Genomic DNA, 17,750 nt, shown 5'->3' with positions numbered 1-17,750 from the left:
GACAGAAGCACAGAACGAGGAGACAACAATGCCGCTGAACCGTAGGACGTTCCTGGGCCGCTCGGCCGCCGCCGGAGCCGGTGTGGCCGGTGTGGCCATAGCGGGCGGGGCTGTCGCCGCGCCCGCTGAAGCACATGGCCACGGCCACGGCCCCGGGCGTCCGCCGAAGCGGTACTCCTTCACCGTCATGGGCACCACCGACCTGCACGGCAATGTCTTCAACTGGGACTACTTCACGGACAAGGAGTTCGACGACAAGGCGCACAACGACGTGGGCCTGGCGAAGATCTCCACCCTGGTGAACCAGATCCGCGAGGAGAAGGGCCGCCGTAACACACTGCTCATCGACGCGGGCGACACCATCCAGGGAACGCAGCTGTCGTACTACTACGCCAAGGTCGACCCGATCACCGCGCAGCACGGCCCTGTGCATCCGATGGCACAGTCGATGAACGCCATCGGGTACGACGCGGCCGCTCTCGGGAACCACGAGTTCAACTACGGCATACCGGTGCTGCGCAAGTTCGAGGAGCAGTGCGACTTTCCGCTCCTCGGTGCGAACGCTCTGGACGCGAAGACGCTGCGTCCGGCGTTCCCTCCGTACTTCATGAAGAGGCTGCGTACGCCGCACGGCCGTGATGTGCGGGTTGCGGTGCTCGGTCTGACGAACCCGGGTATCGCGATCTGGGACAAGCAGAACGTGCAGGGGAAGATGACGTTCCCGGGTCTGGAGGAGCAGGCGGCGAAGTGGGTGCCGAAGCTGCGTTCCATGGGTGCGGATGTGGTCATCGTTTCGGCGCACTCCGGATCGAGCGGCACGTCGTCGTACGGTGACCAGCTTCCGTACGTCGAGAACGCGGCGGGTCTGGTGGCCGAGCAGGTCCCCGGGATCGACGCGATCCTCGTCGGGCACGCGCACACGGAGATCGCCGAGTACTTCGTCGAGAACAAGGAGACGGGGAAGAAGGTCGTCCTGTCGGAGCCGCTCAAGTGGGGGCAGCGGCTGACGCTTTTCGACTTCGATCTGGTGTGGTCGAAGGGCCGCTGGGTGGTGGAGAAGGTGGGGGCGAAGGTCCTCAACTCCAATACGGTCGCCGAGGACCCGGAGATCACGAAGCTGCTGGGTGACGAGCACGAGAAGGTCGTGGCGTACGTCAATCAGGTCATCGGTACGTCGACGGCCACGATGACGACGGCGCAGGCGCCGTGGAAGGACGAGCCGCTGATCGACCTGATCAATCACGTACAGGTGGAGACGGTGAAGGCGGCGCTGGCGGGCGGGGCGTATGCGGCGCTGCCGGTGCTGTCGCAGGCGTCGTGTTTCTCGCGGACGGCGGCGGTGCCGGCGGGCGAGGTGACGATCAGGGATGCGGCGGGTCTGTATCCGTTCGAGAACACGCTTGAGGCGCGGCTGCTGACTGGTGCGCAGCTGAAGGAGTACTTGGAGTTCTCGGCGCGGTATTACGTGCAGACGGCGGCGGGGGCTCCGGTGGACACGTCGAAGCTGACGAATGCGGGGAATACCCCGGATTACAACTACGACGTGGTGTCGGGTGTGACGTACGAGATCGACATCGCGAAGCCGGCCGGTTCGCGGATCGTGAATCTGGCTTTCGAGGGCGAGCCGGTCGAGGGGGCGGCGGAGTTCGTGCTGGCGGTGAACAACTATCGGGCGAGTGGTGGTGGGGCGTTTCCGCATATCGCGGGGGCGAAGCAGTTGTGGGCGAATTCGGAGGAGATCCGGAACACGATCATTACGTGGGTGAAGGGGAAGGGCACGCTGGATCCGGCGGAGTTCGCGGCGGTGGGCTGGAAGCTGACGCGGGACGGTGTGCCGGTGTTTTAGGCGGGGCGCGCGACTAGTTGGCCCTGGGCCACTAGTGCCCCTGGGCCAGCGGGGTCAGGGCCGGCTGTTGTGCGGGGACCCTGGGGGCCTCGCGGCGTTCCAGGCCGAAGCTGGTGAACGCCGTGCGGCGCGGCAGCGGGTAGGGGTCCATCCCGGTGAGCGAGTTGAGGATCGTCGCGCTGCGCCACGCGGCGAGGCCGAGGTCGGGCGCACCCACGCCGTGGGTGTGCCGCTCGGCGTTCTGTACGTACACGGATCCGGTCACGGTGGGGTCGAGAACGATACGGAACTGGTCGTCGATCCGGGGCCGGTCGGCCGCGTCGCGGCGGATGTAGGGGTCGAGTCCTGCGAGGAGTCGTCCCAGGGGGCGTTCGCGGTAGCCGGTGGCGAGGATGACGGCGTCGGTGGTGAGGCGGGAGCGGGTGCCCTGCTGGAGGTGTTCGAGGTGGAGTTCGACCTTGGTGGTGCCGACGCGGCCGGCGGTGCGTACGGAGACTCCTGGGGTGAGGACCGCGTCGGGCCAGCCGCCCTGGAGAGTGCGCTGGTACAGCTCGTCGTGGATGGCGGCGATGGTGTCGGCGTCGATGCCTTTGTGCAGCTGCCACTGGCGCGGGCCGAGGTCGTCGCGTACGGACTCGGGGAGGGCGTGGAAGTACCGGCTGTAGTCGGGGGTGAAGTGTTCCAGGCCGAGCTTTGAGTACTCCATGGGGGCGAAGGCTTCGGTCCTGGCGAGCCAGGTGATCTTTTCGCGGCCGACGGGGCGGGATCGGAGGAGGTCGAGGAAGACTTCCGCGCCGGACTGTCCTGATCCGATGACGGTGATGTGTTCGGCGGCCAGGAGCCGTTCGCGGTGGTCGAGGTATGCGGAGGAGTGGATGACGGGGACGGTGGGGGCTTCGGCGAGTGGTTTGAGGGGTTCGGGGATGTACGGCGCGGTGCCGACGCCCAGGGCGACGTTGCGGGTGTAGGCGCGGCCGAGGGCTTCGGCTTCGCCGTCGGCGTCGAGCTGGGTGAAGTCGACTTCGAAGGCGTCGCGTTCGGCGTTCCAGCGGACGGCGTCGACCTGGTGGCCGAAGTGGAGGCCGGGGAGGCTGTCGCTGACCCAGCGGCAGTAGGCGTCGTATTCGGCGCGCTGGATGTGGAAGCGCTCGGCGAAGTAGAAGGGGAAGAGCCGTTCGCGGGTGCGCAGGTAGTTGAGGAAGGACCAGGGGCTCGCGGGGTCGGCGAGGGTGACGAGGTCGGCGAGGAAGGGGACTTGGAGGGTGGCGCCTTCGATGAGGAGGCCGGGGTGCCAGTGGAAGGCGGGGCGTTGTTCGTAGAAGGCGGTGGCGAGGCCGCCGTGTACGCCGTCGGCGAGGGCGGCGAGGGAGAGGTTGAAGGGGCCGATGCCGATGCCGACCAGGTCGTGGGGCTGCTCGGGTTCTTGGGGCTGGGGGGCGGCGGTCATCGGTGGGTGCTGCCTTCCGGAAGTGACAGGGGTGGGAGCAGTGAGAGGAGTGCTGCGAGGTCGTTGGGGGTGGTGTGGGGGTTGAGGATGGTGGCTTTGAGCCAGAGCCGGCCGTCGGCGGGGGCGCGGCCGAGGACGGCGCGGCCTTCGGTGAGGAGGGTGCGGCGGATGGTGGCGATGTCGGTGTCGTCGGCGCCGGTGGGGCGGAAGAGGACGGTGCTGAGGGTGGGTCGGTCGTGGAGTTCGAGGCCGGGGGTTTTTTCGACGAGGTCGGCGAGGTGCTGGGCGGCGGCGCAGGTGCGGTCGACGAGGTCGGCGAGTCCTTGGCGGCCGAGGGCGCGGAGCGTGACGGCGATCTTGAGGATGTCGGGGCGTCGGGTCGTACGCAGGGAGCGGCCGAGTAGGTCGGGGAGGCCGGCTTCGGTGTCGTCGTCGGCGTTGAGGTAGTCGGCCTGGTGGCCGAGGGGGGCGAGGGTGGCGGTGTCGGGGACGGCGAGGAGTCCTGCGGCGACGGGTTGCCAGCCGAGTTTGTGCAGGTCGAGGGTGACGCTGTGGGCGCGGTCGAGGCCTGCGAGGCGGGTTCTGTGTACGTCGCTGAAGAGGAGGGGGCCGCCGTACGCGGCGTCGACGTGCAGTTCGGCGTTGTGGCGTGCGCAGAGGTCGGCGATTTCGGGGAGGGGGTCGATGCGGCCGGTGTCGGTGGTGCCGGCGGTGGCGGCGACGAGGAGGGGCGGGTGGTGGTGCAGGTCGGTGAGGGCTTCGTCGAGTGCGGCGAGGTCGATGACGCCGGCGGGTGCGGGGACGGTCACCGGTTCGGGGAGCCCGAGGAACCAGGCGGCGCGGGACAGTGAGTGGTGGGCGTTGGCGCCGTGGACGAGTTGTACGGGGCCGTGGCGTTCGCGGGCCAGGAGGAGCGCGAGCTGGTTGGATTCGGTGCCGCCGGTGGTGACGAGGGCGTCGGGTGCGGGCGCGTGGGGGTAGACCTCGGCGGCGATCGTACGGGCGACTTCGGCTTCCAGGGCCGATGCGGCGGGGGCCTGGTCCCAGGAGTCCATGGACGGGTTGAGCGCGGACGCGGCGAGGTCGGCGGCGACGGCGAGTGCGAGCGGCGGGGTGTGGAGGTGCGCGACGCACAGGGGGTCGGCCGGGTCCGCGGCGCCTTCGGTGAGGGCGCGGACGAGGGTACGGAGTGCTTCTTCGGCTCCGGTGCCGGTGGCGGGCAGTACGGGCCGGGTCGCGTCCAGGAGTCGTTGGGTGACGGCGCCGGGGCCGCCGGCGGGGAGGGGTCCGCCTCGGGCGGCGGCGCCTGTGTGGAGGGCGTCCAGGACGGTGTCGATCAGCGGCCGCAGAACGGCGGCCCCACCTGCACCGCCGGCGAGGGACGGGAGGGGGGTGCCGGGGGGCGGCGTACTCATGCGGGGTCCTTCGGGTCCTTCGGGTGCGCTTCGGCTGGCACACCAGCGTGTACAGGCATGAGCCGGTGCGTCCGGACTGCTCAACGATCTCAACCCGAAAGTGGTACTGCCGGGCGGGTGGGGAGAGTTGGATTCGGCGGAGCTGATATGGGGGCGGTCGGGGCGGTGGCACTGGCGGTGGCCGGGACGCGTGGGGTGGCCGCGAATGGGGCCGGGACGCGTGGGGTGGCCGCAAACGGAGCCGGGACCCATGGCGTAGCCGCAAACGGAGCCGGGACCCGTGACGTAGCCGCAAACGGGGCCCGGACGAGCGGCGTAGCCACAAACGGGGCCGGGAACGCGTGGGGTGGCCGCGAACGCCGGAGGCGTGCGCGTCAAGTGTCTGGGCTCGCCGTCGGTACTCGTTGCGTTTTCGAACAGCTGGGGAGCGCAACGGAGTTCGACGCGGCATCCCCCGGGGTGGCGCCCTGGCGGTGCTCGGGCCGTCACCGGTCGGCTGCGCGTGACTTGCGGTGTCCGCCAGTGGTTCGGTCAGGCGCCGACGTAGGCCGCCAGGTGCTCGCCGGTGAGGGTGGAGCGGGCGGCGACGAGGTCGGCGGGTGTGCCCTCGAAGACGATCCTGCCGCCGTCGTGGCCGGCGCCGGGGCCGAGGTCGATGATCCAGTCGGCGTGCGCCATGACCGCCTGGTGGTGCTCGATGACGATGACCGACTTGCCGGAGTCGACGAGCCGGTCGAGCAGGCCGAGCAGCTGCTCGACGTCGGCGAGGTGGAGGCCGGTGGTCGGCTCGTCGAGGACGTACACGCCGCCCTTCTCTCCCATGTGGGTGGCCAGCTTGAGCCGCTGTCGCTCGCCGCCGGACAGCGTGGTGAGCGGCTGGCCGAGGGTGAGGTAGCCGAGCCCGACGTCGGCGAGCCGGCCGAGGATGCGGTGCGCGGCCGGCGTGCTCGCCTCGCCGGCGGCGAAGAACTCCTCGGCCTCGGTCACTGACATCGCGAGTACCTCGCTGATGTCGCGGCCGCCGAGGTGGTGGTCGAGGACCGATGTCTCGAACCGCTTCCCCTCGCAGTCCTCGCAGGTGGTGGCGACGCCGGCCATCATCGCCAGGTCTGTGTAGATGACGCCGATGCCGTTGCAGGTGGGACAGGCACCCTCGGAGTTGGCGCTGAAGAGCGCCGGCTTCACGCCGTTGGCCTTCGCGAACGCCTTGCGGATCGGGTCGAGCAGTCCGGTGTACGTCGCCGGGTTGCTCCGTCGCGAGCCCTTGATCGCGCCTTGGTCGACCGAGACGACACCCGACCCGGCGGCCCCTGAACCGTGCTCAAGCGATCCGTGGATCAGCGAGCTCTTGCCAGAGCCGGCGACGCCGGTGACCACGCACAGCACCCCGAGCGGGATGTCGACGTTGACGTTCCGCAGGTTGTGCCTCGTCGCGCCTCGGATCTCCAGCGTGCCGGTGGGCGTCCGTACCGGCTTCTTGAGGGTGGCCCGGTCGTCGAGATGGCGGCCGGTGACGGTGCCGCCGGCCCGCAGCCCCTCGACGGTGCCCTCGAAGCAGACGGTGCCGCCCGCCGTGCCGGCGCCGGGGCCGAGGTCCACGACGTGGTCGGCGATCGCGATCGTCTGCGGCTTGTGCTCCACGACGAGCACCGTGTTTCCCTTGTCCCGAAGTCGCAGCAGCAGGTCGTTCATCCGCTGGATGTCGTGGGGGTGCAGGCCGATGGTGGGCTCGTCGAAGACGTACGTCGTGTCGGTGAGCGAGGAGCCGAGGTGGCGGATCATCTTGACGCGCTGCGCCTCGCCGCCCGACAGCGTGCCCGACGGCCGGTCGAGCGCGAGGTAGCCGAGGCCGATCTCCACGAACGAGTCGAGGGTCCCCAGCAGCGCGGTGAGCAGCGGGGCCACCGAAGGCTCCTTGAGGCCGCGGACCCATTCGGCCAGGTCGCGGATCTCCATCGCGCACGCGTCGGCGATGCTGATCCGCCTGATCTTCGACGACCGGGCCCCCTCGCTGAGCCGGGTGCCGTCGCACTCGGGGCAGGTGGCGAAGGTGACCGCTCGCTCCACGAACGCCCGGATGTGCGGCTGCATCGCCTCCTTGTCCTTGGACAGGAACGACTTTTGGATCTTGGGGATCAGCCCTTCGTAGGTGAGGTTCACGCCCTCGACCTTCACCTTGGTCGGTTCCCGGTAGAGGAAGTCCTGCATCTCCCTCTTGGTGTACTTGCTGATCGGCTTGTCCGGGTCCAGGAGGCCCGACTCGGCGTAGACCCGCACGGTCCAGAAGCTGTCCGACTTCCAGCCGGGGATGGTGAACGCGCCCTCGGCGAGCGACTTCGAGGCGTCGTAGAGCTGGGTGAGGTCGATGTCGGTGACCGTGCCCCGGCCTTCGCAGCGCGGGCACATGCCGCCGGTGCGGGAGAAGGTCGCCTTCACCGCCTTCTTGGCGCCGCGCTCGACCGTGATCGCACCGCTCGCCCGGACCGAGGGGACGTTGAAGGCGTACGCGCTGGGCGGGCCGATGTGCGGCTTCCCGAGCCGGCTGAAGAGGATGCGCAGCATCACGTTAGCGTCGGTGGCGGTGCCGACGGTGGAGCGGGGATCGGCGCCCATCCGCTCCTGGTCGACGATGATCGCGGTGGTCAGTCCTTCGAGTACGTCGACCTCGGGCCGCGCCAGCGTCGGCATGAAGCCCTGAACGAAGGCGCTGTAGGTCTCGTTGATCAGCCGCTGCGACTCCGCGGCGATCGTGCCGAACACCAGAGAGCTCTTGCCGGAGCCGGAGACGCCGGTGAACACCGTCAGCCGGCGCTTCGGGATCTCGACGCTGACGTCCTTGAGGTTGTTCACGCGCGCGCCGTGCACGCGGATCAGATCGTGGCTGTCGGCAGCGTGCGGCGCGGGCGACTGCGTGTCCGTCCTCGTGACGGGGCTCATCGTGTCTCCATTTGTTGGGCGGGGCCGCCGATTCGGGAGGCGGCCGACCGGCCGGTCTCGACTGGGAGGTGCGGAGCGGGCCGTCGCCGGCCGGTACGGTGACCGGCCGGCGACAGGCTCACTTGGCGGGGCGCTGGGCGAAGCGCAGCATGTTGCCCGCGGGGTCACGGAAGGCGCAGTCGCGAACCCCGTAGGGCTGGTCGACCGGCTCCTGCAGCACGTCGGCGCCCGAGGCCCGGACGCGCTCGAACATGGCGTCGACGTCGTCGGCCGAGAAAATCACGCCGCGCAGCATGCCCTTGGCCAGCAGCTCCGCCATGGCCTGCCTGTCGGCCGGCGAGGCGTTCGGGTCCGCGAGCGGCGGTTCCAGCACGATCTCCACGTCGGGCTGCGACGGCGAGCCGACCGTCACCCAGCGCATCCCCTCGAATCCGACGTCGTTGCGCACCTCGAGTCCGAGCACGTCGCGGTAGAAGGCGAGCGCCTTGTCGTGGTCGTCGACGGCGATGAAGCACTGTGAAAGTTTGATGTCCATGCAGCCCACGCTACGGGCGGGCCGCGTGATTCGCTTCTCCATTCCTGACCGGTTCCGCGTTCCTTACCGGGCGCGTGAAGATCTTGGCGACGCAGGCCGGGATGGCCGCACCGTGCTCATGCCGACGGGCCCGGTACGCGCTTGGGCTCTCGCCCACGAGCTCGGTGAACCGCGAGCTGAACGACCCCAGTGACGTACACCCGACGGCGAAGCAGACCTCGGTCACCGAGAGGTCGCCGCGCCGCAGCAGGGCCTTTGCCCGTTCGATCCTGCGGGTCATCAGGTAGCTGTACGGCGTCTCCCCGAACGCGGCGCGGAAGCTGCGGGAGAAGTGGCCGGCCGACATGTGCGCCGCGCGTGCCAGCGCGGGGACGTCGAGCGGCTGCGCGTAGTCGCGGTCCATCAGGTCGCGGGCCCGGCGGAGCCGAACCAGGTCCGGTAGCGTCACCGGACCAGCATAGGCCGTCACGTCCTCGCACGCCGGAGGGGCTGGATAGTGCCGCGTGCGGCAATCTTCAGCCCCTCCGGCGTTTCCCGGCGCCCCCGGGGAGCCTCAGTTACCCCGTACCGCGAGGGCCCGGCGCAGGTCGTCGAGTTGGTCGGCGAGTTTGCGGCGCAGGGACGGGATCATTTCGGCGTCGCGCAGGAAGTCCTCGCCCAGGCGCAGGGAGTCCGCGTCGACGGCGAAGTGGGGGAAGGCGTAACGCCCCGCCGCTTCGGCGATGGCGGGGCCGCGGCGGTCGGCGACGGCCTTGGCGTCGCGGTAGTAGCGGGGGACGTAGTCGCGTACGAGAGCCGTCTGTTCGGGCTGCCAGAACCCCTGGGCGGTGGCGCTGAAGAGGTAGTTGGACAGGGTGTCGTCCTCGAACATGCGGGTCCAGGCCGCGGCCTTGGCCTCCGGTGTGGGCAGCGCGGCGCGGCAACGGGCGGCGCCTTCCTGCCCGGTGGCGCTGGGGTCGCGGTCGAGCTCCGCGGCGATGGCGGCCTCGTCGGTGGCGCCGAGTACGGCGAGGCGGCGCAGGATGCGCCAGCGCAGTTCGGGGTCGAGTTCGGGGCCGCCGGGGACGCTGCCGGAGTGGAGCCAGTCCTGGATGCCGTCGGGCTGGGTGGCGGCGTCGATGAAGTGGCGTACGGCGGTGAGGCGCAGGCCGGCGCCGTTGCCGTCCTCGGTGCGGCGGAGGAGGTCTCGGCAGAGGGTGGTGAGGGTGGCGAGGGCGGTGGGGCGTTCGGACGGGGGGAGGTAGCGGTCCGTGATCTGAGTGTGGGCGAAGGTGAGTACGCCCTGGACGATCGCGAGGTCGGTTTCTTCGGGGAGGTGGGCGCGGGCGGTCTCCAGGTAGGCGACGGGTTCGAGCTCGCCGTCGCGCACCATGTCGCGCAGGGAGTTCCACAGGACGGCGCGGGTGAGCGGGTCGGGGACGGCGGAGAGGTTGCGCAGGGCCGGCTCTTCGGACTGCTCGTCGAGGCGGATCTTGGCGTACGTCAGGTCGCCGTCGTTGAGGACGACGAGCGCGGGGCGGCGGCCGGGGCGTACCGTCACGGGCTCGTTGTGCGGTACGTCGACTTCGAACCGCTCGCGCAGGACCAGGCTCCGGCCGTCGATGGGGTCGCGGTCGTACGCGCCGACGGCGATGCGGTGGGGGCGGCTGCCCTGCTGGTCGACGGTGACGTGCCACATGCCGTCGGTCTCGCCGACGGCGGGGGTGAGGGTGTCGACACCAGTGGTGCGCAGCCATTGGGCGGCCCAGGCGTGGACGTCGCGGTCGGTGGCGCCGGCGAGGTTGTCGATGAAGTCGGCGAGGGTGGCGTTGGCGAATTTGTGGCGGGCGAAGTGGGTGTTGATGCCGGCCAGGAAGTCCTTCTCGCCGAGCCAGGCGACGAGTTGGCGCAGGGCGGAGGCGCCCTTGGCGTAGGAGATGCCGTCGAAGTTGAGCATGGCGGACGCGGTGTCGGGGACGGCGTGGGGGTCGGGGGCGACGGGGTGGGTGGAGGGGCGTTGGTCGGCGTCGTAACCCCAGCCCTTGCGGGCGACGGCGAAGTCGGTCCAGGTGTCAGTGAAGCGGGTGGCTTCGGTAAGGGTCTGGTAGCCCATGTATTCGGCGAAGGACTCGTTGAGCCAGATGTCGTCCCACCACTGGAGGGTGACGAGGTCGCCGAACCACATGTGGGCCATTTCGTGGGCGATGACCATGGCGCGGGTCTGGCGTTCGGTGTCGGTCACGGCGGAGCGGTAGATGAACTCGTCGCGGAAGGTGACGAGGCCCGGGTTTTCCATGGCGCCGGCGTTGAATTCGGGGACGAAGGCCTGGTCGTAGGAGTCGAAGGGGTAGGGCTCTTCGAACTTCTCGTGGTAGCGGTCGAAGCAGGCGCGGGTGATGTCGAGGATCTCGTCGGCGTCGGTGTTGAGGTACGGCGCGAGGGAGCGGCGGCAGTGGAGGCCGAAGGGCAGGCCGGCGTGTTGGGTGCGTACGGAGTGCCAGGGGCCCGCGGCGACGGCGACGAGGTAGGTGGAGATGAGGGAGGTGGGGGCGAGTGTCCAGCGGCCGGCGCCGTGGTGTTCGGCGATGGCATTGCCGAGGACGGTCCAGTCTTCGGGGGCGGTGACGGTGAGGGCGAAGACGGCTTTGAGGTCGGGCTGGTCGAAGGCGGCGAAGACGCGCTGGACGTCTTCCAGGAAAAGCTGGGTGTAGACGTACGTTTCGCCGTCGGTGGGGTCGGTGAAGCGGTGCATGCCTTCGCCGGTGCGGGAGTAGCGCATGTCGGCGTCGATGTGCAGTTCGTGGTCGCCGGCGGTGAGGCGGGTGAGGGGGAGGCGGTTGTCGACCAGCGTTTCGGGATCGAGTGGCTGTCCGTCGAGGGTGACTGTGCGCAGCGTGGCGGGCTTGAGCTCGACGAAGGTGTCCCCGGCCGTGTGTGCGGTGAAGTGGATGACGGTACGGGAGTCGAAGGTCTCTTCACCGCGGGTGAGATCGAGGTCGACCGTGTACCGGTGGACGTCGAGGAGCTGGGCTCGGGTCTGCGCTTCGTCGCGCGTCAGTACGGACATGGGGACATGCTGCCTGATGGCGTGCGGGTGGCACAGCGGTTTCGGTTGCCCTGCGGAGCCCGCCGGGGGCTGCTCTTAGCTGCTCTTAACCGCCCTCAGTCGACCTTGGCAGCCCTTGGCTGCCCTTGGCTGCCCTTGGCTGCCCTTAAGACTTCGCGATCGTTTCGTGGTGGCGGATGACCTCCGCGATGATGAAATTGAGCAGTTTCTCGGCGAAGGCCGGGTCCAGTTTGGCGCTTTCCGCGAGTTCCCGCAGGCGGACGATCTGGCGGGCCTCGCGGGCCGGGTCGGCGGGGGGCAGCTGGTGCCGCGCCTTGAGGAGGCCGACCTGCTGGGTGCATTTGAAGCGCTCGGCGAGCATGTGGACGACGGCGGCGTCGATGTTGTCGATGCTGTCGCGCAGCCGGCTCAGTTCGGCGATGACGGACTCGTCGATTTCGCTGGATTCGCTGGAGGTCATGGTCAGCGAGCTTACGTGGGTCGGGTCGCGATGGTCGGTGGGTGTTCGGGATCTGGGATCTGGTGGCTCCAGCCGCCGTGGACGGCCCGCCCCTGCTGTTCCCGGAAGCGGACGGGGGCCATGCCGACGCGGCGGGTGAAGAGGCGGGAGAAGTAGGCGGGGTCGTCGTAGCCGACGCGGCGGGCTACGGCGGCGACGGGCAGTTCGGTGGCGGCGAGGAGCTCCTTGGCGCGGCCGAGGCGGATGCCGAGGAGGTAGTCCTTGGGGCTGCATCCCGCTGCGCGGCGTACGGCGGTGCGCAGCTCGGCCGGGGTCATGCCGTGGCGGGAGGCGTGTTCGGCGACGGTCAGGGGCTGGAAGGCGTCGCGGGCGAGGGCCTGGAGTACGGGGTCTCCGTCGGCTCCGACGTCGGCGCGGGCACGGCGCAGTGCGACGAGGAGTTCGTGGACGGCTGCGCCGGTCTCGACTTCGAGGAGGGGGTTTCCGCGGCGTGCGGCGCGGGCGATGCGGCCGACGGCGGCGCGGGCGGCCGCGGTGTCGGCGAGGGGGACGACGGGGCGGTCGGGCTCGATGTAGCCGAGTTCGGTGTAGGTGGTGGTGGCCGGTCCGGTGAAGTCGACGAAGCTCTCGTCCCAGCCGGTGGCGGGATCGGGTCCGTAATGGTGGGGTATGCCGGGTATGAGCCAGATCAGGGCGGGGCCGGTGACGGTGACGCGTCGCCCGTCGGGGCCGCGGTACCAGCCGCTGCCCGCGCTGATGACGACGGCGACGTGGTGGTCGAGGGTGCGGGGGCCGACGGTGGGAAGTGTGCCGTGCTGGAGGCCGACTCCGAGGCAGACCAGGCCGAGCTTGTGGTGGGTGGGGCTGGGGGTGAAATAGCGCATCCAGGTGTGGTACATCCGCTCCCCCATCGCGTTGTGTCCAAACAGCGCTGATCTTTGTCCATGGACCGCTCCGCCGCCAGAGGGTGAGGTTGAGGCGCTGATAATGGAGCGAGAGGCGGGGACCGTGGCTGACTTCACGGTGGGTGAGCGGGATTTCGAGCTGGACGGGCGGCCGGTGCGGCTGCTGTCGGGGGCTTTGCACTATTTCCGGGTGCATGAGGGGCAGTGGGGGCACCGGCTCGCGATGCTGCGTGCCATGGGGCTGAACTGTGTGGAGACGTACGTCCCGTGGAATCTGCACGAGCCGGAGCCCGGGCGGCTGCGTGACGCGGGGGCGCTGGGCCGGTTCCTGGACGCGGCGCGGGAGGCGGGGCTGTGGGCGATCGTACGTCCGGGGCCGTACATCTGTGCCGAGTGGGAGAACGGCGGGCTGCCGCACTGGCTGACGGGGGCCCTCGGCTCGCGCGTGCGCACGCGCGACGCGGAGTATCTGGGGCATGTGGAGCGGTGGTTCGGGCAGCTGCTGCCGCAGGTGGTGGCGCGGCAGATCGACCGGGGCGGCCCGGTGATCATGGTGCAGGTCGAGAACGAGTACGGCAGTTACGGCTCGGACCAGGTGTATCTGCGGCACCTGACGGCGTTCCTGCGGGAGTGCGGTGTGACGGTGCCGCTGTTCACTTCCGACGGGCCCGAGGACCACATGCTGACGGGCGGTTCGGTGCCGGGGGTGCTGGCGACGGCGAACTTCGGGTCGGGGGCGCGTGAGGGCTTCCAGACGCTGCGGCGGCATCAGCCTTCGGGTCCTTTGATGTGCATGGAGTTCTGGTGCGGATGGTTCGACCACTGGGGTGCGGAGCATGTCGTACGGGATCCCGCGGACGCGGCGGCGGCGCTGAACGAGATTCTTGAGTGCGGTGCGTCGGTCAATGTCTATATGGCGCACGGGGGTACGAATTTCGCGGGCTGGTCGGGGGCGAACCGTTCCGGTGCGCTGCACGAGGGGGAGCTGCGGCCGACCGTGACGTCGTACGACTATGACGCGCCCATCGACGAGTACGGCCGCCCCACGGAGAAGTTCTGGCTGTTCCGGGACGTCCTGGCGCTCTACCAGGAGGGTGCGGCCCCGCTGCCTGACGTGCCGGCCGCGCCTGCCGTGCTGGGTGAGCCGGTGCCGGCGGAGCTGACGGGGTGGGCGCCGCTCGGCGACGTACTGGAGGTGCTCGGGGGCGCGGAGACCGAGTCTGCGATGCCGCCGACGTTCGAGGAGCTGGGTGTGGACCGGGGGCTTGTCCGCTACCGGGTGGAGGTGCCGGGGCCGCGCCGGGCGTATCCGCTGGGCGTGACGGGGCTGCGGGACCGGGCTGTGGTGTACGTCGACGGGGTGCGGGCGGGGGTGCTCGACGGCGGGGCGGGTGAGGCCACCGGATACACAGCGCTGGACGAGCCGGTGGCGGGGCCCGCTTCGGTGGAGCTGTGGGTGGAGTCGCTGGGGCGGGTCAATTACGGGCCCCGTTTCGCCGAGTCGAAGGGCATCACGGGCGGCGTACTGCATGAGCGGCAGTATCTGCACGGTGTACGGGCGCGGGGGCTGTCCCTGGACGCGTTCGAGGACGCGGACGCGCTGGGGAAGGTTCCCTACCGTTCTCCGGAAGCGAGGGCGGGCGCGTCGGGGCTGTTCCGGGGAACGTTCGAAGTCCGGGGTGCGGGCGATGCGTCGCTGCGGCTGCCCGGCTGGGAACGGGGCTTCGTGTGGGTGAACGGCTTCTGCCTGGGCCGGTACTGGGCGGCGGGTCCCCAGGAGGCTCTGTACGTTCCCGGGCCCGTTCTGCGGGAGGGTGCGAACGAGGTGTGGGTGCTTGAGCTGGAGAGCGCCGGTGAGCGCTCGCCGGAGTTCGGCTGACAGAGGCTGAACGCCTTGAGGGCCGGTCCGTCCGTTGTAAGGACCGGCCCTCCAGGGCGTTACCCCTTACGCGTCCTGCACGTCCCGCACGTCTTACATTTCGCGCACCTCGAAGGTGTCAAGGACGAACTCCGCCGTCCCGTCGTCACCGGTCTTGCGCAGGCCGACCCACGTTTCGCCCTTGGTGGGCGCCGTGAACTCATAGCTCAGCACGGTCGGTTCGGTGGCGACGGGCAGTGCCTTGCGGTCGAGTTCGCGGCCGGCCGGTTCGTCGACACCCGTGATCCACGCGTACTGCCCGGCCTTCTCGTTCTCGTAGCGGAAGGAGACCCGGTAACGCTTGCCCGCCTCGAAGCGGACGGTGTGCTGCACGGTCCGGTAGACCAGGCCGTCGTTCTCGCCGCGCGACTTGAGCGACTCCGAGCTGTCGATGACGTCGTCGATCACCTTGCCGTTCCAGCCTCGCTGCGTGAACGGGGCGTGCCGCTGCGCGATGTGGGTGCGTGGGTCGGTGGAGCCCCCCGCGTCGCCCTTGACGAAAACACCCCACCCTTGCGGCACGTTCTCGAAGTCCTCGAAGGCGAGCGCCGCGAGCCTCGTGCTTCGCTTCGCGGGAACGATCCGTACGTTGTCGAAGCGCACCCGTGCGTCGCCCGCGTCCGCGCGCAGGGTGAGGTCCACTCGGCCACCGCCTTCCGGAACGGTGAAGTACGTGAACATCCGCTGGAACCGGGTGTCGTGCTTGCGGTCGGCGGCGACGAGGTTGACGGCCGTGGAGGTGTCGGTCCAGTTCTCGGCCGTGGTCCCGTCGGCGGTCCGTACGGTGAGCGCCGCGCGCCGCCGCTCCCCCGCCTGCGCCCCGACCTCGACCTGCACGGACGCGGCGTACGTCCCGGGTGCCAGGCGCGCGAGGCGCTGACCGACGGCCGCGGCCCCGCCCGCGCCGATGACCAGTTCGTAGTCCCCGATGGCGCTCAGCTCGACCGAGGCCGGCCCGCTGACGGTCCACCCGTCCAGCGAACCGGAGTTGAAACCCGGGTCGTGCAGTGGTGTGGCCTGTCCCCAGTGCGGGTCGGCGGTCGCCGGCACCCGGGTGCGGTAGACGACGTACGGCTGCTTCGCCTCGGCGTGGAGGGTGACCTTGCCGGAGCGTACGGGGGCGTCGCGGACGTGCTCGCGCCCCTGGTCGGTGAGCTTGTAGAGCGCCACCTTCGACGCTCCCGCCCAGCCGCGCGGGAGCCGCCAGGTGCTGCTGCCGCCCGCCGGGTTGTAGTGGTAGAGCTTGTGGGGGTCGGTGGCCTCGCGCGGCTCCCAGGGCAGGAGGTAGCGCCCTGCTTCGTACACAGCACGCCCGTCGGTGGTGATGCGGCGTGTGCCGTCCGCATCACTCACGGACGTCCTGGTGGGCCCGAAGAAGGTGATCTCGTGCGCGCCCCAGGTTTTGACCGGGTACGCCTGGAGGTACTTGGCGGGCAGGCTGTCGGTCCAGATCAGCTGGTAGAAGGTGTTCCAGTCGGTCTTGTTGACCCAGCCCTCGAAGTTTCCTGTGCGCGGGATACCGAGGAGCGTCGGCCACTTGTCGGCGAAGACGTCCTTCTGGTGGTTGCGGATGAAGCGGATCAACTGGGAGTTGATGCCGCGCGAGGTGTCGCCGCCGTAGTCGACTTCGGTGGCCCAGTGCGCCCACAGGGCCGAGCGTTCGAGGCCGTGGCCCCATTCGGTGGTGATCTGCCAGCCCTGTTCGCGCAGGGCCCGCTGCAGCCGGTCCGAGGTCCAGCCGGACTCGCGGAAGACATCGATGTAGAGCATGTTCAGGGCGGGGTCGGTCTCGCTGCGCAGGTCCTTGAAGCGCTTGATGATGTCGCCGGAGACGAGATCGCGCCGCTGGTCGATGCGGTAGCTCTGGTCGAGCCAGTCCCACTGTTCGTTGGTCTTGTCGACGAGCGTTTCGGAGAACGCGTTCGCGACGGGGTACGACTCGGTGGCGTTCACGTGAACGCCGAAATCGCTTCCCCACTTGCGGCCTTCACGCACGAGGGTGTTGAGGTCGCCGAGGCCGCCCGCGCGCTTGTTGTGGTTGCCCGCGTAGTCGGGGTGGGCGGAGTCGTGGCCCTCGGACTGGTAGCCCTTGAGGAGCGTGTACTGGCGCAGGCCGTCCGTCGAGAGACTGACGCGTTTGACGTTGTCGAGCGTCGCGAGGAACGGGTTGGTGGCCTGACTGGCGAAGTTGAAGGGGATGTGCGGGACGACGCGCAGGTGCTGTTCGTCCGCGCCCAGCGGCGTCACCATGATGTCGCGGAAGGCGATGGCGGCGTCCTGCCAGTCCACGACGCCGTCGCCGTTGCGGTCACCGGTGATGATTACGGTGGCGTACGGGAGCGGCTCGGTGGCGTTCACGGGAGCGGTCGCCGCGCGGTGCGTCCACTGCCCGCAGGACAGCCGCACCTCGACGTAACCGTCCTTCTTGAGCGTCTGCCGCCACAGCCGTCCGTTCTCCCAGGTGGTCCCTGCCGCACTGGTGGGCTTGTCGTACGTCGTGTTGGTCTCGACGGCGCCGCCGAGCCGGTCGTGGGCGACGACGGCGTACGCGCAGCCGAGCGGCTCGGCGTCAGGGAGCGTGTCCGGCGCGGGCCGCACCAGGGTGTCGCCGCTCTTGGCCTTGTCGAGCTGGACGCGGGCGGCGAGCAGCGCGGCGCCGGGCTGGTCGCCGCGTACCGACAAGAACGCGAGCGAGGGGATCTGGAGGGTGCCGACGCGCAGTGCGGCGGTGTCGGCGATCTTCGTGACCCGCCAGTCGACCTGCCGGCCGCTGACGCGGATCTCCACCTCGATCTCGGTTCCGCCGTCGAAGGCCAGGGTGTACGTGGCGAGATCGCGGCCCGCGCGGGCGGTCACCTCGGGCGTACGGGCGGTTCCGTCGATCAGCACCGCGGTGACCGGGTCTGCCTGCCCGTACAGCCTGGCGCCCGTTCCGCGGTCGGTGTACGACACGATGCGCGGGAAGGCGCGGTCGACGCGCACCTCCAGTTCGCGGGAGCGCAGCACGGTCTCGCCATCGGCCGCCAAGGCGGCGGTGGAGGGTCCGGCGAGGGCCAGGCCGGCGCCCGCCAGTGCGGTGGCGGCGGTGGCTGCCACCACGGTCCTGCGGCTCGGTCCGGGGTCAGTTGCGTGCACGCTCGCTCTCCTGTCGCTCGACGGCATGGTGTGCACGCCAACATGCGCCGCGAGGGGCGAGTGCGCCTATGGACAAAGGAGGGGCGGGTGTTGGACTAACGCGTCC

The 17,750-nt window shown here is 69.9% G+C and carries 11 protein-coding genes; 2 read left to right on the top strand and 9 right to left on the bottom strand.

The window, feature by feature from the left end; genetic code table 11:
• Positions 1-28 precede the first annotated feature (28 nt).
• Positions 29-1,846: a 5'-nucleotidase C-terminal domain-containing protein gene (locus ABZX79_RS19200; RefSeq protein WP_355258568.1), complete on the top strand. Its 1,818-nt coding sequence runs from the start codon at positions 29-31 to the stop codon at positions 1,844-1,846.
• A gap of 31 nt (positions 1,847-1,877) precedes the next feature.
• On the opposite strand, the gene ABZX79_RS19195 is transcribed toward ABZX79_RS19200, so the two are convergent.
• The 8 genes from ABZX79_RS19195 to ABZX79_RS19160 all read right to left on the bottom strand — a co-directional run bounded on the left by ABZX79_RS19195 (position 1,878) and on the right by ABZX79_RS19160 (position 12,585).
• Complete coding sequence (locus ABZX79_RS19195; RefSeq protein ID WP_355258565.1) at positions 1,878-3,293, bottom strand: SidA/IucD/PvdA family monooxygenase; 1,416 nt, start codon at positions 3,291-3,293, stop codon at positions 1,878-1,880.
• Complete coding sequence (locus ABZX79_RS19190) at positions 3,290-4,708, bottom strand: aminotransferase class V-fold PLP-dependent enzyme (RefSeq protein ID WP_355258562.1); 1,419 nt, start codon at positions 4,706-4,708, stop codon at positions 3,290-3,292. The genes ABZX79_RS19195 and ABZX79_RS19190 overlap by 4 nt, the downstream gene beginning before the upstream one ends.
• A gap of 531 nt (positions 4,709-5,239) precedes the next feature.
• On the bottom strand, positions 5,240-7,645 hold the full coding sequence (locus ABZX79_RS19185) for an excinuclease ABC subunit UvrA (RefSeq protein ID WP_355258559.1): 2,406 nt from the start codon (positions 7,643-7,645) through the stop codon (positions 5,240-5,242).
• 118 nt (positions 7,646-7,763) lie between these two features.
• On the bottom strand, positions 7,764-8,180 hold the full coding sequence (locus ABZX79_RS19180; RefSeq protein WP_355258556.1) for a VOC family protein: 417 nt from the start codon (positions 8,178-8,180) through the stop codon (positions 7,764-7,766).
• Between the two features lie 10 nt (positions 8,181-8,190).
• Positions 8,191-8,628, bottom strand: a complete 438-nt coding sequence (locus ABZX79_RS19175) for a helix-turn-helix transcriptional regulator (protein WP_355258553.1) — start codon at positions 8,626-8,628, stop codon at positions 8,191-8,193.
• Positions 8,629-8,733: 105 nt separating this feature from the next.
• Positions 8,734-11,226 carry an aminopeptidase N gene (pepN, locus tag ABZX79_RS19170; protein WP_355258550.1) on the bottom strand — a complete coding sequence of 831 codons (2,493 nt, stop codon included), beginning with the start codon at positions 11,224-11,226 and terminating at the stop codon, positions 8,734-8,736.
• 145 nt (positions 11,227-11,371) lie between these two features.
• The gene (locus ABZX79_RS19165) at positions 11,372-11,686 is read right to left on the bottom strand and encodes a chorismate mutase (RefSeq protein WP_215126117.1); all 315 of its coding nucleotides are present in this window, start codon (positions 11,684-11,686) and stop codon (positions 11,372-11,374) included.
• A gap of 11 nt (positions 11,687-11,697) precedes the next feature.
• Positions 11,698-12,585, bottom strand: coding sequence for an AraC family transcriptional regulator (locus tag ABZX79_RS19160; protein WP_355258546.1), 888 nt, complete (start codon positions 12,583-12,585; stop codon positions 11,698-11,700).
• A 109-nt stretch (positions 12,586-12,694) separates the two neighbouring features.
• Between ABZX79_RS19160 and ABZX79_RS19155 the strand changes: the two genes are divergently transcribed.
• Positions 12,695-14,470, top strand: a complete 1,776-nt coding sequence (locus tag ABZX79_RS19155; protein WP_355258543.1) for a beta-galactosidase family protein — start codon at positions 12,695-12,697, stop codon at positions 14,468-14,470.
• Positions 14,471-14,563: 93 nt separating this feature from the next.
• Here the strand turns inward: ABZX79_RS19155 and ABZX79_RS19150 are convergent, their stop codons facing one another.
• The gene (locus ABZX79_RS19150) at positions 14,564-17,671 is read right to left on the bottom strand and encodes an endo-alpha-N-acetylgalactosaminidase family protein (RefSeq protein ID WP_355258540.1); all 3,108 of its coding nucleotides are present in this window, start codon (positions 17,669-17,671) and stop codon (positions 14,564-14,566) included.
• Positions 17,672-17,750 lie beyond the last annotated feature (79 nt).

The sequence above is a fragment of the Streptomyces sp. NPDC002994 genome (assembly GCF_040611155.1).
Classification (GTDB): domain Bacteria; phylum Actinomycetota; class Actinomycetes; order Streptomycetales; family Streptomycetaceae; genus Streptomyces.
The sequence above is the reverse complement of the archived record's forward strand: the minus strand, read 5'-3'. Positions and strand labels throughout refer to the sequence as shown.